A 21,737-nucleotide genomic window follows, 5' to 3' on the forward strand; every position below is an offset into this window, starting at 1 on the left:
TGGATTTTATCATGAGACGCGCGTCTCGACCTGTTATGGTTACTTGATTGAATCGATGAGCAGCGTTCCCTGCTGCGACGAGGCGATGACTTCGATTTGTAAATCGCTCTGGCCGGAGGTTCCGTCTTCGTTCTTGAACGTGATTTCGGCGTTGAGAACGGCGGGATTTTGATTTTCGGTCTGAAGAAAGACGTAATTGACGGTCAGCTCGCTGATCCCGGCCCAGTTCGCCGCGAAGTAATCGGCGGGGTTGACCCCCTTGTTGTAACAGCAGGCAATCTGACTTTTCTCCGACATCATCCACCAGGCGTCGCTTAACCTTCCCTCGGCGATTGTCGCGTAATAGGACCGGACGAAATCCTCGGGGTTCGGATAGTCGCCCGGGATCCAGGGGGTAAACACGGGCGCGGCGCTGTCGGAAGCGCCCGGGCGGGCCGGGGTCGCCAGCGCGGCGGCGGGAACGACGATTGTCCGCGTCGGGGTTGGAAGCTGCGCCGCGATATCGGCGTGAATCGTTTCGGCGATCTGGGTATAGAAAGCGGAGACCTGCTCTGTCGTCCTGGTTTCGGTGATTTTGCGATCCTGCCAGAAGACGAAGTAGAGGACCGCGGCGGTCAGGAGCAGCCCGAGCGCGAGAAAGGCAAAAATCCGCGGCGAAAGCGGCGCGCGTTTTTTTACAGTTTCGGCGTTATCGATATAGTAATAACCGCCGATCGTTTCGGATCCGCCGTTGCTGTTGATCAGCGCGATAAAATCGGAGCCTAACTTGTGGCCCGAGTTCCAGGTCAGCTGATTGACGCGGCGAACGGTGAAGAGATGATCGCTGGATTCGCCGGGGTTGAGGCGGAAGTCAGGCGGATAGGCGGTGACCCAGGAGACCTGGATCGCGATTCTCCCGACGAGCATGCGGTCGCCGTCGTTTCGGATCGTCAGCCTGGCGATGCCATGCCCCTCAGCCGCTTCTTCAGCGTAATTTACCAGCCCAAAGTCGAGGCTGGCCGGCGAAATCGCCAGGATTGGCTGAGGCGGCTGAGAATTGCGGATGATCATAGAAGAATTATACCAATGACCGGAACGGTACTGGCTTTTTTCCCGGAAAGTCTGCGCTTTTGGGTTTTATTTTCGCTTCTATCCGGGTTTTCCCGATTGTCATATCGCTGCTCCGAGGTAGTACGTCGAGTATCACATGAGAATAGGGTCATTTATCACCTTTGCATGATTTCAAAAAGGTATAAAATTGAGTTAATGAAGTTGTCAGACAATTAACCTGTCGACGATGACCGAATTATTATCCGATCTTGACAGATCTAAAAACGGAGGTTTATTTTGGCTATTGATTTCAAGGCAATCCGCGCGAAAGCTGAAAGCTACGCGGACGATATGACGAAGTTTATGTGCGATTTGATCGCGATCCCGGGTGAATCCTGCCAGGAGGGTCCAACGGTTCAACGAATCAAGCAGGAAATGGAAAAAGTCGGGTTTGATAAAGTCGAAATCGACCCGATGGGAAATATTTTTGGATGGATCGGACATGGCAGCCACCTGATCGCCATGGACGGGCATATCGATAACGTCGGCGTTGGCGATATCAACAACTGGACGGTGACAGGGCCTTTCGAACCGAAAGTTATCGGCGACGAAATTTACGGCCGCGGCGGCTCGGATCAGGAAGGCGGTATGGTTTCCATGGTCTACGCCGGCAAGATCATTAAAGATCTGCATCTCGAGGACGATTATACGCTCCTCGTCGTCGGCTCCGTTCAGGAAGAAGACTGCGACGGTCTCTGCTGGCAGTATATTGTCAACGAAGATAAGATTCGTCCTGAATTCGTCCTGATTACCGAACCGACGTCGCTTCGGATTTACCGGGGTCATCGCGGCCGGATGGAAATTAAGGTGCGCACTCCCGGAATCAGCTGCCATGGGTCGGCGCCGGAACGCGGCGACAACGCGATTTACAAGATGGCCCCGATTATCAACGAAATCCGCGCGCTGAACGAAAATCTGCATTATGATCCGTTCCTGGGGAAGGGAACGGTTACGATTTCCGAAATTTTCTTTACGTCGCCGTCGCGCTGCGCCGTTGCGGACAGCTGCACCATTTCGCTGGACCGCCGCCTGACCGACGGGGAGACCTGGGAAAGCGCGCTCCAGGAAATCCGCAACCTGCCTTCCGTCAAGGAAGCGAAGGCTGAGGTTTCGATGTATACGTATGAACGTCCGTCGTACACGAACCTGACCTATCCGACCGAATGCTTCTTCCCGACCTGGGTTATCCCGGAAGATCATGTCGCGACGCAGACGCTCGCCAGCGCGTATGAGAATCTCTTCGATAAGAAACCTGTTATTGATAAATGGACCTTCTCGACCAACGGCGTTTCGATCATGGGCCGCTACGGCATTCCGTGTATCGGGTTCGGCCCCGGCGCGGAGGATCAGGCGCATGCCCCGAACGAGAAGACCTGGACGAGTCATCTGGTTACCGCTGCCGCGATGTACGCTGCCGTTCCGGCGGTTTATTGCGGAAAGTTGAAGAAATAATCCGATCCTGGATCGGAAAGAACTGGAGACCTTATGGAAAAAACGAAAAATTTGATCAGCCTGCTCAAGGGCCTCGATACGTCGAAGATGTACAATGACGATTTCCTGCTGACCTGGGAAAAGAACGACGAAGAAGTTCGCGCGACTTTCGCGGTCGCGGATATCCTTCGCGGCCTTCGCGAAGACAACGTTTCGACGCGGATCTTCGACTCCGGCCTGGCGATTTCGCTTTTCCGCGATAATTCGACGCGGACCCGCTTCAGCTTCGCCAGCGCAGCGAATCTCCTCGGCCTGGAGGTTCAGGATTTTGACGAAGGCAAATCGCAGGTCGCGCACGGCGAGACCGTTCGCGAAACCGCGAACATGATTTCCTTTATGGCGGACGTGGTCGGGATCCGCGACGACATGTACATCGGCAAGGGCAATGCCTACATGCGCGCGTTCAGCCAGTATGTCAAGGATGGAAATGAAGAAGGCGTTCTTGAACAGCGCCCGACGCTCGTCAACTTACAGTGCGACATCGATCATCCGACCCAGTCCATGTCGGACGCGCTCCATATTATCAACCATTTCGGCGGCATCGATCAGCTTAAGGGCAAGAAGATCGCGATGACCTGGGCGTATTCCCCGTCCTATGGGAAACCGCTCTCGGTCCCGCAGGGGATTATCGGCCTGCTGACGCGGTTTGGAATGGACGTTACCCTGGCGCATCCGGAGGGTTACGAGGTCATGCCCGACGTTGAAGCGGTCGCGGAGAAGAACGCGAAAGCCAGCGGCGGTAAATTCTCGAAGACGCATTCGATGGCCGAGGCGTTCGCCGGCGCGGATATCGTTTATCCGAAGAGCTGGGCGCCGTTCGCGGCGATGGAAAAGCGGACGAAGCTGTACGGCGATGGCGATACCGACGGGATCAAGGCGCTGGAGAAGGTCCTTCTGGGTCAGAACGCCGAGCATAAGGATTGGGAATGCACGGAAGATCTGATGAAGACGACGAAAGACGGGAAAGCGCTGTATATGCACTGCTTACCGGCGGACATTACCGGCGTCAGCTGCAAAGCGGGCGAGGTCGAAGGTTCGGTCTTCGATCGCTATCGCGTTCCGCTCTATAAGGAAGCCAGCTATAAACCGTATATTATCGCGGCGATGATCTTCCTGAGCAAGGTTAAAGATCCGGCGGCGGTCCTGGAGGCCATGCGGACGAATAAGCCGCGTCGCTTCCTCGGATAAGCTCAATGATAAAAAAGGGGTAAACCATTCGCAGGTTTGCCCCTTTTTTGACTTAATTCAGCTCCCCGTCTTTTCGGCTCAGCTTTTCTCCGGCGCGGAGTTTTCGCCGCGCCTCCTGCATCACATGATCGACTTTCCCCAACGCTTTCAGAAGTTCTTTTTCTTCTTCGCCGGTTTCGATAATTTTCGCGATCCCGCCGTTGCGGATCACGATTCGCCGGTCGGCCATCAGCGCGAGAAGAGGATCATGGGTCGCCATCAGGACGATTTTATCCTGCGCGACCAGGAGCTCGAGCGCTTTCCGGCGGTCGATCCCGGCGTTCTCGATCTCGTCGATCAGGACGATCGGCGATGAGCTCAGGATGGCCGTGTCGGCGATCATCAGCGCGCGCGACTGGCCGCCGCTGAGCCCGGTTACGGGGGTGGATTCGGAAAACGCTTCGCCGGCGAGCCGGTTCGCTTCGGCGAGAATTTTCGACTTGACGTCTTCGCGGTTCTCGATCATCCGGCTTTCGGCGTGCATTTCGACGAATTCGCCCGCGCTGAGGTCCATGATGAAGTTCATGTTCTGCGACAGCTGCGCGACTAATTTATGCGTCGTTGAATAGCGCCATTTCGGATCCGGTTTTTCTCCGTTGATCAGGATCATCCGCCCGGTCGGCGTGTCGCGCTGCGCCGCCCATTCGATATCGGCGAGCAGGCGGCTCTTTCCGGATCCGGTCGGGCCGACGATCGAAACGATCTGGGACGGGTAAATATCGATCCTCCCGAAGGTTTCCGGCTGCCTGTTCTTGTCCCGCCCCGCGAGAATCGAAAGCGAGCCGACGGCGGCTTCGCGTTCGATTCCGAGGAACTCTTTCATCTGGTCGATGTATAAGCTGAGTTCTCCGGGGAGCGTTTCGATGCGGATTGCGCTGTCCTCGATTTCCTCATCGCTCAGGCGCGTTAAAAATTCCGGAAACGTGAGCGATTCGGAACCGCTGATTTTCAGGCGGTTCTGTTCGAAGAAATCCTGCGTAAACGGATATTTTTCTAAAATCCCGCCCAGCGTTAACGTCCGCGTCGTTTCCAGTTCTTCTTTTTTATTCATGCCGCTTTCCGTTTCTTTTATTCGTCCCAGTTCATTTTCTTAGCGTTGCCAAGCTGATACGATTCGCCGATCCGCGTCTCCCCGAGGCAGTACGAGCACATCGCCGCCGGCATCGGAAAGCGCAGCTTCATCCCCTGAACGCTTTCGATATCGACGTCGTCGCGGTAGATCAGCGTGCTGAGCTCGTAGGCGCCCTGTCCGCTGAGTCCGTTGACATGGATAACGATCGCGCGCGGGTTGACGGCGCTGACGCGCGACGCGAAGACTTCGCGTTCGGCCTGCGAAACGATATCGCCTTTGGTGATGACGACGACGTCCGCGGCTTTCAGCATCGGGCCGATCTTTTTCGGCGTGTTGATCCCGGAGAGATTATCGATCACGCAGACGCCTTTAACGTCGGCGAGATAGGGGGAACAGCGGTTACACAGACCGGCGGATTCGCTGACGAGGAGGTCGAGCTCCTCGCGCCGGCCCCACCTGACGACGCCTTCGATATTCGAGGCGAAAAAATGATCTGGGCAGAGACCGCCGGACAACCCTTTTTTTACCGGGACGCCGGCCTTTTCGTAGAGCGTGTCGTCGTCGGTATACAGGCAGTCGAACTTGACGACGCCGACTTTCAGCCCGCGATCCCGAAACGAATCGATCGTTTTCAGGATGACCGAGGTTTTCCCTGACGACGGGGGACCGGAAAAAATCGTTAAATTCATCGCCGCGCTCCGATTTTCAGGATGGTCCGGTTGGATTGGTTGAAGAAGGCCGCTTCAGCGTCGCGGAGAAGTTTCCCGACGTCTTCGTGATGAATAACGTCCCAGCCGATCCAGACGAACTTCTGGTCCGACGTGAGACGGTTATCGAGCGCGGGGTTCGTCGAAGGGAATTTTCCGTCGACGTAAATCGTCTCGGCGACGTCTTTCGAGTAGAGGAAGTCGACGACAGGCTTGATCCGTTCGCGGACCGACGCCTTGGTGATCAGGAAAATCGGGCTGACGATCGCGCCTTCCTCCGGCCAGACGGTTTTCAGCGGTCCGCTTTCTTTGGCCATCTGTGCGAAGAACCAGGGGGCGATACTGACCGCCGGCTGCGTTCCCTGAGCCGATTTCGCCCCTTTGACCATCTGCGCCGGGTGCATCCCTTCCAGCAGGTTCTCGCCGAGTTTCCGGATCCCGTCAAACCCGAACAGCTTGTACCATCCGAGCATCAGCGCGTTGAACATGTCGAGGTCCCTGACCGGGAGCGAGATACTGTTCCTGAATTCGGGCGCGAGGAGGTCTTCCCAGCGGGACGGCATGGGCCGGTCGCCGAGAACGGCGGTATTGACGACCATGACGGCGGGAACGACGCCGATAATCGAATAGCGTTTCAGCGGATCGCGCAGGTCGATCGATGCGTTTTCGAAATCCGGGTTGATATGTTCCCAGCCGGATTGGTCGGCGAACACGCCCTGTTCCATGTACTTTCCGATCAGGTCCTTATCGAAGAACAGGTTAAATCCGGCGGATATGTAAATATCCGCGAGGTCGTCCGCGCTCCGGCTTTTCCGGACCTTTTCGATGATAGGGTCGAGGCCTAAGCTGGCCGATTGCAGGTCCATATTGATATCGATTTTTTCATCTTCGATAAGTTTCTCGATTTTTTCCAGGAGCTGAAGCTTAACCGGGCAGGGAAGGACGCCTTCGATCGACATCTGAGCCGTGTCGCTGTGCAGCTCAGCTTTGACAAGGCCGTCGGATAAACTCAGTTCACCGCCGTCCAGGATTTCAGCGGCTTCGGCTTCGAAAAGCGCGATATCGATTTTTCTCATTTTAAGCGCCTGATCGAGCGAAATTGCCTTCCCGAGCGTCTTCCGCATCGTTTCGTTACGGAGATTGTCGAAGCCTTTGGAGATCAGCAGATCGAGTACCTGCGGATATCGTTCAGTGATATCGTATACCTTTTCGCTCAGTTCAAAATATCGGTTCATTCTTTTCCTCTTTCCGTGTACAGCTTTTCGTTTCCGGCTTGTCCCCGCGGCTGATCCGTCCGCGCTGAGGTTTCGAACGATTGGGACCGCGGGGGCAGTTTTTTTTAGCCCGACCCGAATTATAAACTGCTAACTGCGGCTGCCGGTTGGAAATCAAACGAATGGGTCGATTCGTTTTGCTATAATTTGGTTTGTACGAACTAATTGGCGGCGCTGGCGCTGATTCAGCGCTGTAATTCAGGGTAAGTCGAACGCCGCGCGGCGGCGGAATACGAGGAACTGAAAGGCAGGAAATGATATGGAGAATTCGCAGCTATATATCAATACATCCAATCGCGCTTCGGCGGCTAACGGCGAGGCGGCGAAGAAGGATCGGAAGGTCGTCCTGGTTGGGACGGGGTTTGTCGGAATGAGCATGGCGTATACGTTTTTATCGACCGGAGGCGTTGACGAACTCGTTCTGATCGATGTGAACGAGGAAAAAGCGATCGGCGAGGCGATGGATTTGCAGCATGGGCTGCCGTATGCGCGGAACCACATGAATATCAAAGCGGGCGGATATGAAGAATGCGCTGACGCGGAAATCGTTGTGATCACGGCCGGCGCGGCGCAGAAACCGGGCGAGACGCGGCTGGACATGACGGCGACCAACGCGCGGATCATGAAAAACGTCTGCGAAAAGATTATGAAGTCGGGTTTTGACGGGATTCTGATTGTAGCTTCGAATCCGGTTGACCTGATGGCCTACGTTGCGTACCGGGTTACCGGGCTGCCGGCCGCGCGCGTGATCGGGTCGGGAACGATTCTGGATACGGCGCGGCTGCGATATATGATGAGCGAGTATGTCGACGTTTCGCCGTCGAATATTCATGCGCTCGTGATGGGGGAGCATGGCGATTCAAGCTTTATCCCGTGGAGCCACGCGTATCTGGGCGCGAAAAACCTGGTCGAGTACCTGAAAGAAACGGGCCGGGATTTATCGTTCCTTGACGAAATCTACAGGCAGGTTCAGCAAGCGGCGTACGAAATTATTAATCGAAAAAAGTCAACGTATTACGGGATCGGGCTGGCGCTGAACCGCCTGGTTCAGGCGATCCTGAATCATGAGAATACGCTCCTGACGCTCTCGGTTCTTCAGCGGGGGGAATATGGTCAGGAGGACCTGTTTATCGGCGTCCCGACGATCGTAAATCATGATGGAATCCGCGAGATATTGAAGCTGCGGCTGAACGACGAGGATCGGGCGAAGTTTGATCAGAGCGCGGCGATCATGAAGGATATTATCGAATCGACGATCCGTCCGGTCTTGTCGGAAAGGTAGAAAAGCCCGATTTGCGGCGGAAGTTTGCGTCGTTTTTTGATTATGATATAATCATCGAGTCGACGGCTGGGAGAGATAGCGTAGTTGGCCTAACGCGCGCGCCTGGAAAGCGCGTATACTGAAAGGTATCGTGGGTTCGAATCCCACTCTCTCCGCTGAAAAAACTCACCAGACGGTGAGTTTTTATAATACTTACTGACGGCGCTCACTGCTTACAAGAATGTTTTCCAATTGGTCCTGAAATCCAAGTCTTTAATCAGGCGGTAAATATCAAAGCACTTAATCCCTAATTGGGAACAGACATCAGGAATCTTCTTGTTGTATTTCTGTTTTGATGGTTTCGACGATTCTGTCGAGACGACGGCACGATTTTCTTTGTCGGTCAGGCCATAGCTGATCAGAAAAGGATCCTTCCCTACTTTCGCGATTTGTATATCGTCAATTTCATCCAGCGTCAGATCGTACCCATTCATCAGGACGTAATTAACATTTTGAATTTCTTCGTCGATTAGAAATAAGTTTTTCCGCTCTTTTATCCATTTCCCGAGAATTCCTGAGTCTTGTGTTATTTCAAACATAATTTCTTTTGGAATTCTTATTTTCCCCTGTTCTCCCCAGTATGAGAGCCATTCCCAGAATTCCGGAACGCGGTCGATTTGGTAATAATAATCTTTAGCTGTGATGATGACCGATGCGTCAACTAAATAGATCATGATCAATTTTTGTTGTTGAGTGCCCAAGGTTCCCGACGATCAGGACAAAAATTCCGCTTTCTTCTACGCAGTTTCGCAGGTAGCGAAAGGCATCTTCCTTTGTCCTTTTTCGTCTGAACGCTGTAATATCAAAATGAATTGAATCGCTGACGATTTTGGCCGCACCCCCTGAACAGGGTTGCATTTACTCTGACAACTCACCTTCAAATTTCCGTAGTCAAGAGGGGAACTTGAAACCAGACCCTCTCTGTGTCTCACATTTGAAAATCAGTATCGTTTGTGGTACTATAAATGCATGAAGCCGATCTGGATGAAAAAAGCCAAAAAGTACTATGACAAATCGCCGAAAACCTTTCGGGGACGCGTAGATAGAGCGCTGGAAGAACTGATCGGAATCTTTCCGGACGTCGGAAAAAGTCCGAACGTCAAAATGATGCAGGGAACGGACGACATCTATCGTTACCGTGTCGGCGATTTCAGAATTCTTTTTGCCGTGATCGGCGAAAACCTTTATATCGTCGAAATAGGTTCCCGCGGCGATATTTATAAATAAGGAGGATGAAAATGGAAACCTTTATCCCGGATAAATCAGAACTCGAAGCGGTCGCCGATTTCCGTAAAGCTCTCGCGGAAAACGATAAAAGCCAGCTCGCAACCTTTGAAGAACACGAAACGCGGGAATTGAGCGGGAAACTCGTCATAAGAATCCCGAAAATACTTCATCGCGAACTCAAAGACCAGGCTGAAGCGAACGGCGTCTCCCTGAATCAATTCATACTCTATAAGCTTGCGCGCTGAGACGAAACGGCTGCGTAAAACGAAACGACTTGATCCGGAGTTCGCGGTTCGTTCTCGATCAGCAGCCCGATCTCCGGATAATACTTCCGAAGGCCCGTCCCGTTCCTTGTGAGACGGAGACAAGTCCCGCCGCGTTGGCGGCAGGGATGTCTTAGCGTTCGCGCGTCGATAACGCTCATGAACCCGTCGATCCGCGCCCGCTGCTCGATCTTGACCGGGTTCTTTTTCAGCGTCTCACCGCCCTCTTTCAACGCCACGTTCAGGAAATGCGCAGCCAGAAGCTGATGAACGCCGATGATCCTAACCTTTCCGTCCTTCAGCGCCCCCTCGAACTCGTCCAGTGCGCCCGAAAGGTTATAGCCCAGTTATATACTTATTGCGGCAGAGCATTAAATGTATGCACAGAGTGCATGGTCATAAGGAACAGATATGAGTAAACTAACCGAGTTGCTGGGAAGTTCCTTTCGGTTTCGTTCAAAACTTATTAGCCAGATATTTTTTATCCTTATAAAATTATTCATATATCTTATCTCTGCTGCAAGGATGCTTTACGATACTTTGACGAAAGGGCTGGATGACCTGAACGAAAAGCGCTGATAGCGAAAAGGTTGCGGTTCGGCGGCAAGGAACCTATAATTAAGGTTAACAGCCGCGGGCGGCTGAGATCGGACGTTTTCTTTCGGAAAGGAGCAACCGCGCTGATGGATCTTTTTTCGCACAAAGAACGCGCACAGGGATTGGTTGAATACGTTTTAATCCTGATTATCGTCGGGGTCACGATTTTTGTCCTGCTGACGTTATTGGGTCCGGCGATCATGAAGTTCGTCCAGGACCTGATCGCGCCGGTCTGATCCGTCGGGGCGCATGTCCGCGGAAACATTCGGGTTCCAAGCGGTATCGTTCGGCTGGCGCCTGCTGTGGCGGCTGTTTCCGCCGTGCTGCATGGGCTGCGGCGCGCCGGGCGCGGAGATTTGCGAGGCGTGCCTGCGGAGCGCGGAGCGGCCGGTTGGGAAGACCTGCGGCCGATGTGGAAAGACGTTGACGGGGGCGGGGGTTTGTCCGCTTTGCTCCGGGCTGGAGACGATCTGGTTCGAGCGGGTCCGTTCAGCGTTCGTCTATGCAGGCTTGATCCGCGAGGCGATCCATGCATTTAAATTTGAGCGGAAACTCGGGTTGTCTTTCCTCTTTGCGGATGCGGTTTTTTCTGTATACTTAGAGATGAAGACGCGGGTCGATATTGTCCTTCCCGCGCCGATCTCTCGGGCGAGGCGGGCGGAAAGAGGCTATAACCAATCAGCCTGGGTCGCGCGGACGTTCAGCCTGAAAACCGGATTGCCTTATTCGGCGACCGCGTTGCAAAAAACGCGGGACACGGCGCATCAGGCGCTCTTAACCGAAGCGGCGCGGCGAACGAATTTAGGCGGCGTCTTCGAAGCCGAGCCGAGCGATATTCTGGGGAAATCGGTTTTAGTCGTCGATGACGTCCTGACGACCGGAACGACGATGAATGAATGCGCCCGCGCGTTGAAGGCGGCCGGCGCGGCGTCGGTCTTCGGGATAACGATCGCGGCGACGAAAAACCGCGCCTGATCTAAACTTATTTTTTAGGAGGATAGGATGGAAACGAAGACGGTTCTTTACGGGAAAAATTTGGAAATTTCGGAGCGGATTAAGACGAACGTCACGTCGAAAACGGACAAATTTTCTAAATTCTTAACCAACATCGAGGAAGTTCGAATTGACTTAGCGCATTTAAAGACGGCTCGCAACGCAAACGACCGGTACGTTTCTCAGATTACCATTCGTGGAAAAGGGTTTATTCTTCGAACCGAGGAGCGCGCGGACGAGCTTTCGGCCGCGTTTGATAAGTCGTTTGATAAAATGATCCGGCAGATCGAACGTTTCAAGGGGAAGCGCGGTCGGACGCATCTTGAAAAGGTCTTCGTCGATCCGGCGGCTCCGCAGGCTGAACCGGAACCAGTGGAAGAGACGCCGGTGATCGCGCGCCGAAAGAAATTCGCGCTGATTCCGATGACGGAAGTGGAAGCGCTGGAGCAGATGAAATTGCTGGGACACGAGGATTTCTTCGTTTTCTATAACGGCAATACGTCCGCGATCAATGTCCTGTATAAGCGAATGGACGGGACGTTCGGGCTGATCGAGACTGAGATCGCGTAGGTTTTATCGCAAAACGGGAGCTCCGCAGGAAACAGGGCCTGCGGAGCTCCCGGCGCGGGGACGGACAGGAATCATTCGTGTGATTGAACGAGTGGGATTGCTGCGCCGGCTGGCATCACGGCGAGCGATCCCATTTTATTTTTTTCTGAATTTTGGGTAAAATCAAGCGTGCTTTCACAAGAAAGAACGGAGCGGACAGAACTTGAATCTTAACGATTATTTCGATATCGGCGCGGGACGCGAAGGCGGTGCGGCGGCGACAGGGTTGACCGTCGTGAATCGGTTTTATCGCGTGACGGTTACCGGAGCGGCGATTGCGGCCGGAGGCGAGACGGGGCCGCTCGTTCCAGAAGCGGGGTTTCCGCTCGTATTGGAGAACGGCGGGCGGGCGCGGTTTAATCTCCCGCCGGGGCAGCGCGAATGGACAGGCGCGACCGTTCGGTTGACGACGGCGGAGTTCGGCGTTCTTTCGCTCGGCGCCGTCGCGGCGCCGAATCGTTTAGCCGCGCTGGAACGGCCGCGATCTTTTTTCGACATCTTCCGCAAGGAATATGAAGTCAACCTGCTCCTCGACGGGGACGAGGTTCTTCGCGGGGGAAGCCCGCTTTCGTTCGGCGTCAATCTTGAATCGTTTGACGCCGCGCCGGACCGGCCCCTCTGGTACGATCCGGCGGGAATGCGGCTGGCGGACGGGTTGGTCGGGACGCTGCGTGAGCTGAACCCGGCGGCGGTTCGCTTCGATATCGGTTCGGGGCGTCCGGCGGCGGTTCTTTCGCTTTTTTTTGATCTCTGCCGCAGTGTCGGGGCTGCTCCTTACCTGAAAGCTGACGGCGAATGGTTTGGCGGGGAAACTGACGCCGCGCTCGCTACGCTCGTTGGATTGTTGGAGCGCGGAGCCGCGGCAGGGGATTTTGATCAGGGCTGGATCGAGCTTGAAGTCGGGGATGAGCCCGGGAAGGCGGTCGCCGCGGCGGAGCGGCTTCGAGCGCGTTTCCCGTGGATAAAAATCGTTTTCAGCGGCGTTGAGCTGGCGCAGGAGCGTTCTCTCCGCCGCTTCCAGGACGTTTTAGCGAGCTGCGCGGACGCGGCGGACGCCGTCGGCGTTCCCTGGCGGTTCCCCGGCCCGGCGGGCTGGGAATCGGACGCTTCCGACGCGGATGCCGCGGCGATTTTCGGGATGGGGGCGGGCAGGCTCGTTCGCACCACGAACAGGCTTTTCCGCGATATTCCTGAGACGCTGGCGAAACCGATGATCCTGACGGGCTGGCGGTATTTCCGCGCGCCGGACGAGCGTGATCTGCTTCGGATTCAGGACCGTTCGGCGGACGGATTTTTCTACCTGTCGGCGCTGGCGTCGTTGGCGGCGAATTCGCGTTTCGGCTTGCTGCTGATGGACCTGCCCGCGGTCGCGCGACAGGCCGCGGACGGCCGGTTCCATGAAGCAATCGGCGCGCTGGTCTGGCGGATGGCGTCCGATCGCCTGGGAACGCAGCTTGGCTGGCGGTCGGTTCGCGACGAGCCGATCCCGAACGCCCGAAGCGAGGGGATTCCCGGCCTGGTCGAAGCGAGCGACGTTCCGGACGTCATAATGAGCGCGACGCGGTCGCTCGATCGCCGGCGGGTTCACCTTCTGGTTCAGAACCTGAATCCGGGAAAGCGGCTTTTTGCCCGCGTGCATTTCGCGCATCTTCCGGACCTGCGGCCGACGGCGGCGCGGAATCTTCGCGGCGGGAGCGGACTCCGGATCGCGAGGCTTTTCCAGCCACGCGTGGCGGCGCCGGTTCTGAAAGACGTTTCGCTTCCGAGGTACCGTCCGATGGATCATGTTAATTTGGATATTCCGCCGCTCGGGATGGTCAGCATGACGCTGACGGACGAATGATTCGCGTTGATTCCCTCCCGTTTTTCGCGGTTAATTGAGTAGAATTGAGGGGAAGTCTGGTTTCCTGACATAAAAAAAATAATTGGAGGTATTGAAATGCTGCGACGTGAGAAATTATGGACAATCCTGGTGATCGGCGCGCTGGTCCTGGTCGGCGCGGGCGCGGTTCAGGCTCAGACGAGTCATTACGGCGGATTAGGCGCGGGCCCCGCCCCAACGCAGGTTCCGGAGATTGTCGCTGAGGACAGCGCGGCGGCGAGCGGCGGCGCTGAAGCGGAGAGGGGCGCGTTCTTCGACGAGAACGGCGAGTATAACGAAACGTTCGCGAAGGATTTCTGGGATCGCGGCTGGGAGGCAACGACGCTGATCGGGAACCCGAACGGCGATTATTTTGATTTAGGCCCGAGCCGACTCTCGTTCAAGCTTCCGGTTACTGAGGTTTACGAATTCGTGACGCATACAGGGTCTCTGACCGAGGACGTCCTGGTCGAGGCGACGTTTGAGAACGTCCGGTCGACTGAAGCCAGCTATGGGGTCGTCTGCCGTCGGAACGAGTTGGGCTGGTACGAGCTTCGCGTCAATATTTCCGGCCCGTTAGCCGGCTCATACGCGCTTTATAAATACGATACGGTCCTGAAAGCGAGCGGCCACGTTCCTTACGTTCGGCTCCATCCGGACATGATCCAGTATTTTACGACGGACCTGAAATTGGGAATGAACGTTCGGAATAAAATTGGGTTGGAATGCAAAGGCGGCGAAATCCGCGTCTTTATCAACGATAAGGAACAGACGATTTCGAAATCTGCTCCGATTGTCGATACGCAGTTCGCAAGCGGGACGGTCGGCGCGATGGCGGAGTCGTACGCGAAGGGCGTGGTGGATATCGATCTGGTTGGGTTCAGGGCGACTGACCTGACGGAGTAAAAATCTAAGCGAACCGGGCGGATCAGGCCCAGCCGGGAATACCGGAGCCGCCGGCCTGATCCACTCGATATCGGTTTTCATCCCGTTTCCGGACTCTTTATATAGGATCGGATCGAAACACGTTCCAACGCTGATCCGAAGTTTTCCGACGGATTCGCTGGTATAATCTGCCGATAGAATTTTGTGATTTAAAACGATTGGGGAAATATCTCGTATGATTGATGTAAATGAACTGCGAAAAGGCGTCACGATTGAATTGGACGGCGCGTTGCTGAAAGTTATCGACTATGAGCATAACAAAGCCGGACGTGGAAACGCAACGATTCGCATTAAGGCTAAGAACCTCCGGACCGGGGCGCACGTCGAACGCACGTTCACGTCGGGCAATCGCGTCCAGGACGTTCATCTCGAATTCCAGAACGTTCAGTTCTTATACGCGGACAACGACTTTTTCCATTTCATGAATACGGAAACCTATGAACAGCCGCAGGTCAACGCTGAGATCATGAAGGACGCCGCGCCGTACCTGAAAGAAAATACGGACGTCAAGCTGACGTACTATCAAAACGAAATTATCGATTATGAATTGCCGCTGTCGGTCGATCTTCTCGTCGTTCAGGCGGACATCGCCGTCCGCGGGGATACGGCGACCGGCGTCAATAAGCAGGTCACCGTCGAAACCGGGGCCCGCGTCATGGTTCCGAATTTTGTCAGCGAAGGCGATACGATCCGGGTTAACACTTCGACCGGTGAATATATTACGCGTGTCTAAGGTTCGTTCCGGGCAAAATCAGAAGATGACTTTTCGTGCGTGAGGACGCCGGCTATCGTCCGGAGCCTCGCGGCCGAAAAGTTTTTTATTGATCGTCGCCTCATGCGCCGCGGCGCGTTTCTTATACGGATTTAACACGGCGCCGCGTGGCGATTGATATAATATGCTTATTGAAAAGCCCCGGTTCGGGTTCGCGGGACGCGGTTTTATCGGTCGCCGAATACGCGCTTTGGGGGCGGGAGGAAGAGAAACGTGAATCTTAAACAACGCGGACAAGCGAATATTGTTTATTTACTGTTGTTGATCGGGATTATTTCGCTCCTGATGTATTCGTTTTCCGATCCGCGCAATTCAACGAAGAATATGTCCATCAATGAATTGGCGGATCAGATTAAAAGCGGCAAGGTCAAAGAAATTAACGTTAACGGGACGACGGTTGAGGTTGAGCTGGAAAGCCGGGAGGTCGCGAAAACGGTTATCGAGGAATACGCTTCGTTCCTGAGCCAGATGTCGCTTCTGGGCGTGCAGCCGGAGGATTTATCGGCGCGGAAGATCGTCGTCAACTTTAAAGAAAAGTCGGGCTGGGTTTCGATTTTATCGCTCCTGAGTTATTTCCTCCCGATCCTGTTTATCTTCGGGGCGATGTTCTTTATTTTCCGGCAGTCGCAAGCTGGCGGGAATTCGGCGATGGCGTTTGGAAAGTCCCGGGCGAAGATGCTCGAGGGGGACCGGCCGACCGTGACGTTCGCCGACGTCGCCGGCGTTGACGAGTCGAAAGAGGAGCTGGCCGAGGTCGTCGATTTCCTGAAAGAACCGAAGAAATTTATTGCGCTTGGCGCGCGGATTCCGAAGGGCGTCCTTCTTGTCGGTTCGCCGGGGACCGGTAAAACGCTGCTGGCGAAGGCGGTCGCCGGGGAGGCGGGCGTTCCGTTCTTCTCGATATCGGGTTCTGAATTTGTTGAGATGTTCGTTGGGGTCGGGGCGAGCCGCGTCCGCGATCTTTTCGATCAGGCGAAGAAGAACAGCCCGTGTATTATTTTTATTGACGAAATCGACGCCGTCGGCCGTCAGCGCGGCTCCGGTCTGGGCGGGAGCCATGACGAACGGGAACAGACGCTGAACCAGATGCTGGTTGAGATGGATGGGTTCGATACCGACACGAATATTATCATCATCGCGGCGACGAACCGTCCGGATATCCTCGATCCGGCGCTGATGCGCCCTGGGCGTTTCGACCGTCAGGTTATTCTCGATCGTCCCGACGTTGTCGGGCGCGAGGCGATCCTCAGGGTGCATTCAAAAGGCAAGCCGCTCGAATCGGACGTCGATCTGGCGACGATCGCGCGTTCGACCCCCGGCTTTGTCGGTGCGGATTTGGAAAACCTGATGAACGAGGCGGCGATCTTAGCCGCGCGGCGCAATAAGCTTTCGATCGGAACCGGCGAGATCAGCGAAGCGGTCGAGCGGGTCATGATGGGGCCTGCGAAGAAGAGCCGGATTTTGAGCGAGAACGAAAAGAAAATTATCGCGTATCATGAAGCCGGGCACGCTGTGATCATGAACGTGATCCCGGAATGCAACCCGGTTCATAAGGTTACGATCATCGGGCGCGGCTCCGCCGGCGGGTATACGATGAACCTGCCGATTGAGGATCGGGTTCTGATGTCGAAAAAGGAGCTGGAAGCCGATATGGTTTCGCTTTTGGGCGGACGCATGGCGGAAGAGCTGATGTTCAACGATATTACTTCGGGAGCGTCGAACGATCTCGAACGGGTCACCGATCTGGCGCGGAAAATGGTCATGCGGTTAGGCATGTCGGATTCGCTGGGGCCGGTTACGTACGGGAAGAAGGAGGAGATGATCTTTCTTGGGCGCGAACTCTCGGAACAGCGGGATTACTCTGAATCGATCGCTGAAAGTATCGATCAGGAGGTCCGCCGAATCGTTCAGGCGGCTTATGAGCGCGCGCGCGAAATCCTGATCCAGTATCGCGAAGAGCTGGATAAGATCGCGGCGTCGTTGATCGAGAAGGAGTCGCTGACGCGGGAAGAATTCGAAGCGATTTTCCCGCCGCCGAACGGCCGCCGCTCGGCTACGCCGGAATATGACGCGGCGTAAGCGGCGTTAAGGGAGCGGTTTTGCCTCGGGCCGGGTGCGGAATGCGTCCCCGTCCGGGGCTTTTTCTATATACGACGCAGCGCTGCCGGTCGCGGAACGTTTTGACTCGCCGATCGTTTGCAGGCGCGTTACAAAAGACAGGACAACATGAAACGAATCGTTTTAATCTGTATCCTTTTGGGCTGCTGGTTTGCCGCGTTCAGCGCGGTTTCAGCGTCTGAGTTTGACGGCTCGGCGGCGTACGATTTTGCCGTACAGCAGTTGGCGCTGGGGCCGCGCACGCCCGGAAGCGAGGCGCACGCGGCGTTTCTGACCTTGGCCGAAGGCGCATTTTCCCGGGCCGGCTGGACGGTTCAGCGTCTCTCAGGCGTCAAAAACGGGGAGACGGCGATTAACCTGATCATTGAGCGTCCGGACGGAGCCGTGGGCGACCGCCCCTGGATCGTACTGGGAGCGCATTACGATTCCAGGCTGAACGCGAACGAGGACCCGGTCGCGGCGAATCGGACGGAGCCGGTCCCGGGCGGAAACGATGGGGCGTCCGGCGTCGCGCTTCTTTACGGGCTGGCGAAGTCGCTCGATCGGAGCGTCGGCGTGCGCGTGACGCTGGTTTTATTTGACCTGGAGGATCAGGGCGGGATCGCGCCTTATGACGAATGGTGTATCGGGTCGAAGATGGTCGCGAGTTACTATAAGAACCAGGCCCGGCAGACCGGGATCCAACCCGACGCGGTCGTTATTCTCGACATGATTGGCGATCCGGAGCTGGGGATTTATCGCGAGAATTTTTCCGATCCGGAGCTGAGCGACGAGATTTGGGCGGTTGCCGCCGAATCAGGCTATGACAAACAGTTTGTCAATCGGGCGCGCTTTTCGGTTTACGACGATCATATTCCGTTTATCGAAGCCGGGATGCGCGCGGTCGACCTGATCGATTTCGACGATCCCGAATGGCATACGGTTCGCGACGACCTGACGAACGTTTCGCAGGCGAGTTTACAGGTGGTCGGAGAGGTCGTTTTGACCTGGATCGAACGGTATTCGGAAAAAGAATGACGGAGCTGCCCTTGGAAACAGGCTCAAAATCAGATCCGCGGGCGCGCCAGGAAGTCATCCGGCGGATCCGCGGCGAGCTGACGAATCTGGTTGAGATCAGCGCGGTTCAGTCGCTTCCCGCAGCGGAGCTGACCGTCCTGAAGGACACGGTCAACGCGCTTGACGATCCGTTCCTGATCGTCGTCGTCGGCGAATTTAATTCGGGAAAATCGACGATGATCAACGCGCTGCTGGGGCGGGAGGCAATGGCTGAAGGGATCACGCCGACAACCTCCATGGTTCACCTGATCCGTTATGGAGAAACGCCCTCCCGGCGGCAGGCCGCCGATTGGGGCGAGCTGGTCACCGTTCCGAGCGAGCCGCTGCGGACGATGAGTATCGTCGATACGCCGGGGACGAATTCGGTTTTTACCGATCATGAAATCCTGACGAAGCGGTTTTATCCGCGCGCCGATCTCGTTTTCTTCGTGACGTCGGCGGATCGGCCATATTCGGAGAGCGAACGTCGCTTCCTTGAATCGATTCGTGGCTGGGGAAAGAAAATCGTTGTTCTGATCAATAAGATCGACCTGTTTCCGGCGGAAGCGGATCGCGACCGTCTCGTTTCGTTCGTTCGCGACCGGGTTCATCATGATTTCAGGCTGACGCTTCCGGTTTTCGCGATTTCGGCGCGGGCGGCGAAGGAAGCGGCGCTGAACGGGGAAGCTTTTCCGCCGGAGAGCGGATTCGGCGAGCTGACGGCGTTCCTGACCGGGACGTTATCCGGCGCGGAGCGCTTCCGGTTAAAAATGGATTCGGCGATTCGTTTAGGGGAGAGGTTCGCGAAGACGCTTCAGGAGCGGACCGCGGCGGAGATCGAGATTTTTCGTGAGGATCTGGCGCTGATCGATTCGATCGAAGCGATGGCGGATGGGTATGAGCGCGATTTTGGAAAGGAAATTCAGCGTTCGCTTCGGGAGGTCGGGTTCATTTTTGACGAGATTCGCCGCGGCGCCGACGATTATTTCGAAGAGCTTTTCAAGCTTCGGAACGTTCCCACGATCGTCCGGAAGGAAAAAATCCGGAACGAGTTCCAGGACCGCGTCTTAAAGAATTTACCGGTTGCGGTCGAGCGGCTGGCTTCGGACGTCGTCGGAGAGATTTATCAGCGGCAATCGACGGTGGCGGCGATGATTTCCGAGCGGATCGCGCGGCGCGACGAGCCGGGCGCGTCGCTTGGGGCGGATTCGGAAACGCTTTCCGAGCGCGGTACGGTTTTGAAACGGGTCCAGGAAGCGATCGACGCGCTCAGCGATCGGCTCGATCGGGAAGTTGCCGTGGAGATTGGAATGCGTCACGTTCAAACGGCGGTCAAAACGGCGCTGGCGATCGAGGTTTCGGCGGTCGGGGTCGGCGCGGCGCTGACGATCGTAGCGACGACGGTCGCGACGGACCTGCTGGGGATTTTCGCGGCGGTCTGGGTCGCGGTCGCCGGTTTCGCCGTTCTTCCGTATTATAAGCGTAAATCACAGCGTGAATTTCAGCGGCGGTTAGCGGAGGTTGAGACGGCGCTGACGGCGTCGTTGGAAAAGAGCCTGCGCGACGAAGTAGCCGGGCTGACGGGAAGGATGAAGAGCGTCGTCCGCCCGCTCAGGGAATTTGATCAGGCTAAGGTTTCGCTGAAATCGGATCAGCTGGCCCGGATCGTGTCTGCGGCGTCGGCGTTGGAGAAGCTCCGGGATGCATCGATCGACGCGGTATAAGCGTTCCAACGCCGATCCAAAGCAGTTCCAGCAGCGAGACGCTGAGCCGGAAACGCGGATACGTTCCGAAGCCGTTCGGTCCGGCGCTGATTATCAGGTTGTATATCAGGAGCCCAAGAAGCGCGATCCGAATCGAGCCGTCGGCGGCGCGAAAGCGGAAGGCATGAAGGATCGCACGGAGCGTCAGGATCGCGATGAGACTCAGGAACAGCATGTCGATCAGCGTCAGGAGGCCGAATGGGTCGGTCATCAGCGCGGCCAGGAGCGCGGGCGAAAGGCCATGTTCAAGATAGGCCGTTTTCATGGAATCGATCAGCGCGAGCGACCGTGGAACGATTCGGAAAAGATCGAACGTTCCCGGATAGATCAACGTTGCCGCCGCGCCCTGTACATGCAGCGCGAGATAGAGCGGAAGGCTGCCGCTCAGGATAGGTAACGCGGCGCGCCGCTGCGCAATGGGCGCGATCATCGTTTCAAGGTTTCTGAGATAGGCGGGATCGGTTTTCAACGCTTCCTGCGCCGTGTAGAAATCGGTTCCGTTGAGCTTCGCGCTGACGCCGGCGGCATGGTAAAAGTAGAGGTTCGCGTCGGAAATTGCGCTGAAACCGAGGTAACCGGCGGCCGTCCGGTTCCGCATGGCCCAGGCGCCGATGGGGAACGGAACGAGCAGGATAAACGCGATCAGGATTCGGGCGATAACCTTTCCCGGCGCGCCGCGGCGAAGTTCGAAAATCAGGATCCCTGCGATGACGAAGAACGGAAGGAAGAGCGATCCGGGCCGGACGAAGGTCGCGAGCGTCAGCAGCGCGAACGTCAGGACAAAATCATGCGGTTCCCGATTTTTAAGCGCGCTGACGAGGAAATATACGAAGCCCATGAAAAGCGACTGCGCGAGGCTGTCGCTCAGGACGAAGAGGGCGAAATAGACGTCATGGAGATTGAAAACGGCGATTAGCCCAAGCATATCCCGTGCCATTTTCGGAACGCCGAGGCCTTCGAGCGTTTTGATGAACGTGAAAGAGGCGAGCGCGCTCAGGAACAGCTGAATCGTGATCAGCGCGGCCAGCCAGCGGCTCCCAAAAAGCGCCTGGCAGGCGGCGATCAGGAGCGGGTAGCCGGGCGTCCGGACGATTTCCGGCGCGCCTTCGGCGTTGAGGAACGCGCCCGCGGTCAGGAGCGATCGCGCCGGGGCGATATACCCGGCTGCGTCTGGGTAGAGCGTTTCCGACGCGGTTTCGTTGACGCCGAGCGCGGCCCAGCCCCACCAGAAAAGGAGTCTCACGGCGAAAATCGCGGCGATCAGCGCGGCGGATTGCCAGCCGGAGCGCTTTCGAGCAGGAGGAGCGGAGGGATGGAATATCGTTTTCATGCTGATGTTATTGTACCCGGTTCGGGATTTTCGTCGGGCGCGG

At 56.1% G+C, this 21,737-nt stretch carries 21 protein-coding genes and 1 tRNA gene; 15 read left to right on the top strand and 7 right to left on the bottom strand.

Translation table 11 applies throughout. The features are described from left to right. Nucleotides 1-39 precede the first annotated feature (39 nt). Entirely contained in the window at nucleotides 40-1,050 is a 1,011-nt protein-coding gene (locus BEQ56_04780) for a hypothetical protein (GenBank protein AOH42849.1), read from the bottom strand. A gap of 282 nt (nucleotides 1,051-1,332) precedes the next feature. On the opposite strand from BEQ56_04780, the gene BEQ56_04785 reads away from it, so the two are divergent. Further along, nucleotides 1,333-2,541 (top strand): selenium metabolism hydrolase, encoded by a 1,209-nt coding sequence (locus BEQ56_04785; GenBank protein AOH44412.1) that lies wholly within the window; start codon nucleotides 1,333-1,335, stop codon nucleotides 2,539-2,541. 33 nt (nucleotides 2,542-2,574) lie between these two features. Next, entirely contained in the window at nucleotides 2,575-3,768 is a 1,194-nt protein-coding gene (locus BEQ56_04790) for a knotted carbamoyltransferase YgeW (GenBank protein AOH42850.1), read from the top strand. Between the two features lie 52 nt (nucleotides 3,769-3,820). Here BEQ56_04790 and BEQ56_04795 read toward each other — a convergent pair whose 3' ends face one another. The 3 genes from BEQ56_04795 to BEQ56_04805 are packed head-to-tail and all read right to left on the bottom strand — an operon-like array spanning nucleotide 3,821 to nucleotide 6,821. Next, nucleotides 3,821-4,858 carry an ABC transporter gene (locus BEQ56_04795; GenBank protein AOH42851.1) on the bottom strand — a complete coding sequence of 346 codons (1,038 nt, stop codon included), beginning with the start codon at nucleotides 4,856-4,858 and terminating at the stop codon, nucleotides 3,821-3,823. Nucleotides 4,859-4,875: 17 nt separating this feature from the next. Continuing rightward, on the bottom strand, nucleotides 4,876-5,568 hold the full coding sequence (locus tag BEQ56_04800; protein AOH42852.1) for a hypothetical protein: 693 nt from the start codon (nucleotides 5,566-5,568) through the stop codon (nucleotides 4,876-4,878). After that, nucleotides 5,565-6,821 (bottom strand): iron ABC transporter substrate-binding protein, encoded by a 1,257-nt coding sequence (locus tag BEQ56_04805; protein AOH42853.1) that lies wholly within the window; start codon nucleotides 6,819-6,821, stop codon nucleotides 5,565-5,567. Before BEQ56_04805 ends, BEQ56_04800 begins: the two co-directional genes overlap by 4 nt. A 409-nt stretch (nucleotides 6,822-7,230) precedes the next feature. Between BEQ56_04805 and BEQ56_04810 the strand changes: the two genes are divergently transcribed. Both BEQ56_04810 and BEQ56_04815 read left to right on the top strand, forming a co-directional pair. Then, nucleotides 7,231-8,142 carry an L-lactate dehydrogenase gene (locus tag BEQ56_04810; GenBank protein ID AOH44413.1) on the top strand — a complete coding sequence of 304 codons (912 nt, stop codon included), beginning with the start codon at nucleotides 7,231-7,233 and terminating at the stop codon, nucleotides 8,140-8,142. A 69-nt stretch (nucleotides 8,143-8,211) separates the two neighbouring features. Continuing rightward, nucleotides 8,212-8,297 (top strand) — tRNA-Ser (locus BEQ56_04815). A gap of 57 nt (nucleotides 8,298-8,354) precedes the next feature. Here the strand turns inward: BEQ56_04815 and BEQ56_04820 are convergent. Next, entirely contained in the window at nucleotides 8,355-8,852 is a 498-nt protein-coding gene (locus BEQ56_04820) for a hypothetical protein (protein AOH44414.1), read from the bottom strand. Between the two features lie 313 nt (nucleotides 8,853-9,165). Here BEQ56_04820 and BEQ56_04825 point away from each other — a divergent pair, with 313 nt between their 5' ends. Both BEQ56_04825 and BEQ56_04830 read left to right on the top strand, forming a co-directional pair. Then, nucleotides 9,166-9,408 carry a hypothetical protein gene (locus BEQ56_04825; GenBank protein AOH44415.1) on the top strand — a complete coding sequence of 81 codons (243 nt, stop codon included), beginning with the start codon at nucleotides 9,166-9,168 and terminating at the stop codon, nucleotides 9,406-9,408. A gap of 11 nt (nucleotides 9,409-9,419) precedes the next feature. Then, complete coding sequence (locus BEQ56_04830) at nucleotides 9,420-9,653, top strand: hypothetical protein (protein AOH42854.1); 234 nt, start codon at nucleotides 9,420-9,422, stop codon at nucleotides 9,651-9,653. Here BEQ56_04830 and BEQ56_04835 read toward each other — a convergent pair. Then, the gene (locus BEQ56_04835; GenBank protein ID AOH42855.1) at nucleotides 9,635-9,904 is read right to left on the bottom strand and encodes a hypothetical protein; all 270 of its coding nucleotides are present in this window, start codon (nucleotides 9,902-9,904) and stop codon (nucleotides 9,635-9,637) included. The two genes, BEQ56_04830 and BEQ56_04835, sit on opposite strands and share 19 nt — an antisense overlap. Before the next feature lie 357 nt (nucleotides 9,905-10,261). Between BEQ56_04835 and BEQ56_04840 the strand changes: the two genes are divergently transcribed. The 9 genes from BEQ56_04840 to BEQ56_04880 all read left to right on the top strand — a co-directional run bounded on the left by BEQ56_04840 (nucleotide 10,262) and on the right by BEQ56_04880 (nucleotide 20,325). Beyond that, nucleotides 10,262-10,504: a hypothetical protein gene (locus tag BEQ56_04840; GenBank protein ID AOH42856.1), complete on the top strand. Its 243-nt coding sequence runs from the start codon at nucleotides 10,262-10,264 to the stop codon at nucleotides 10,502-10,504. Nucleotides 10,505-10,517: 13 nt separating this feature from the next. Continuing rightward, nucleotides 10,518-11,243 (top strand): hypothetical protein, encoded by a 726-nt coding sequence (locus BEQ56_04845; GenBank protein ID AOH42857.1) that lies wholly within the window; start codon nucleotides 10,518-10,520, stop codon nucleotides 11,241-11,243. 27 nt (nucleotides 11,244-11,270) lie between these two features. After that, a complete protein-coding gene (locus tag BEQ56_04850; GenBank protein ID AOH42858.1) occupies nucleotides 11,271-11,831 on the top strand; it encodes a ribosomal subunit interface protein in 561 nt (186 codons plus the stop codon). A gap of 202 nt (nucleotides 11,832-12,033) precedes the next feature. Next, the gene (locus tag BEQ56_04855; GenBank protein AOH42859.1) at nucleotides 12,034-13,713 is read left to right on the top strand and encodes a hypothetical protein; all 1,680 of its coding nucleotides are present in this window, start codon (nucleotides 12,034-12,036) and stop codon (nucleotides 13,711-13,713) included. Between the two features lie 96 nt (nucleotides 13,714-13,809). Then, a complete protein-coding gene (locus BEQ56_04860) occupies nucleotides 13,810-14,637 on the top strand; it encodes a hypothetical protein (protein AOH42860.1) in 828 nt (275 codons plus the stop codon). Between the two features lie 214 nt (nucleotides 14,638-14,851). Further along, nucleotides 14,852-15,409 (top strand): elongation factor P, encoded by a 558-nt coding sequence (locus BEQ56_04865; GenBank protein AOH42861.1) that lies wholly within the window; start codon nucleotides 14,852-14,854, stop codon nucleotides 15,407-15,409. 252 nt (nucleotides 15,410-15,661) lie between these two features. Continuing rightward, entirely contained in the window at nucleotides 15,662-17,527 is a 1,866-nt protein-coding gene (locus BEQ56_04870; protein AOH42862.1) for a cell division protein FtsH, read from the top strand. Nucleotides 17,528-17,674: 147 nt separating this feature from the next. Further along, nucleotides 17,675-18,583, top strand: coding sequence for a hypothetical protein (locus BEQ56_04875; GenBank protein AOH42863.1), 909 nt, complete (start codon nucleotides 17,675-17,677; stop codon nucleotides 18,581-18,583). Next, nucleotides 18,580-20,325 (top strand): hypothetical protein, encoded by a 1,746-nt coding sequence (locus tag BEQ56_04880; GenBank protein AOH42864.1) that lies wholly within the window; start codon nucleotides 18,580-18,582, stop codon nucleotides 20,323-20,325. Before BEQ56_04875 ends, BEQ56_04880 begins: the two co-directional genes overlap by 4 nt. On the opposite strand, the gene BEQ56_04885 is transcribed toward BEQ56_04880, so the two are convergent. Further along, the gene (locus BEQ56_04885) at nucleotides 20,231-21,694 is read right to left on the bottom strand and encodes a hypothetical protein (protein AOH42865.1); all 1,464 of its coding nucleotides are present in this window, start codon (nucleotides 21,692-21,694) and stop codon (nucleotides 20,231-20,233) included. The genes BEQ56_04880 and BEQ56_04885 overlap by 95 nt on opposite strands. Nucleotides 21,695-21,737: the final 43 nt, after the last annotated feature.

This window comes from Anaerolineaceae bacterium oral taxon 439, assembly GCA_001717545.1.
Taxonomy (GTDB): Bacteria; Chloroflexota; Anaerolineae; order Anaerolineales; family Anaerolineaceae; genus Flexilinea.

Excerpts from the sequence above, each read along its gene's own strand:
- BEQ56_04780 (AOH42849.1), bottom strand. The coding sequence starts at position 1,050 with ATGATCATCCGCAATTCTCAGCCGCCTCAGCCAATCCTGGCGATTTCG.
- BEQ56_04790 (AOH42850.1), top strand. The coding sequence starts at position 2,575 with ATGGAAAAAACGAAAAATTTGATCAGCCTGCTCAAGGGCCTCGATACG.
- BEQ56_04795 (AOH42851.1), bottom strand. The coding sequence starts at position 4,858 with ATGAATAAAAAAGAAGAACTGGAAACGACGCGGACGTTAACGCTGGGC.
- BEQ56_04800 (AOH42852.1), bottom strand. The coding sequence starts at position 5,568 with ATGAATTTAACGATTTTTTCCGGTCCCCCGTCGTCAGGGAAAACCTCG.
- BEQ56_04805 (AOH42853.1), bottom strand. The coding sequence starts at position 6,821 with ATGAACCGATATTTTGAACTGAGCGAAAAGGTATACGATATCACTGAA.
- BEQ56_04810 (AOH44413.1), top strand. The coding sequence starts at position 7,231 with ATGAGCATGGCGTATACGTTTTTATCGACCGGAGGCGTTGACGAACTC.
- BEQ56_04825 (AOH44415.1), top strand. The coding sequence starts at position 9,166 with ATGAAAAAAGCCAAAAAGTACTATGACAAATCGCCGAAAACCTTTCGG.
- BEQ56_04830 (AOH42854.1), top strand. The coding sequence starts at position 9,420 with ATGGAAACCTTTATCCCGGATAAATCAGAACTCGAAGCGGTCGCCGAT.
- BEQ56_04845 (AOH42857.1), top strand. The coding sequence starts at position 10,518 with ATGTCCGCGGAAACATTCGGGTTCCAAGCGGTATCGTTCGGCTGGCGC.
- BEQ56_04850 (AOH42858.1), top strand. The coding sequence starts at position 11,271 with ATGGAAACGAAGACGGTTCTTTACGGGAAAAATTTGGAAATTTCGGAG.
- BEQ56_04860 (AOH42860.1), top strand. The coding sequence starts at position 13,810 with ATGCTGCGACGTGAGAAATTATGGACAATCCTGGTGATCGGCGCGCTG.
- BEQ56_04865 (AOH42861.1), top strand. The coding sequence starts at position 14,852 with ATGATTGATGTAAATGAACTGCGAAAAGGCGTCACGATTGAATTGGAC.
- BEQ56_04875 (AOH42863.1), top strand. The coding sequence starts at position 17,675 with ATGAAACGAATCGTTTTAATCTGTATCCTTTTGGGCTGCTGGTTTGCC.
- BEQ56_04880 (AOH42864.1), top strand. The coding sequence starts at position 18,580 with ATGACGGAGCTGCCCTTGGAAACAGGCTCAAAATCAGATCCGCGGGCG.
- BEQ56_04885 (AOH42865.1), bottom strand. The coding sequence starts at position 21,694 with ATGAAAACGATATTCCATCCCTCCGCTCCTCCTGCTCGAAAGCGCTCC.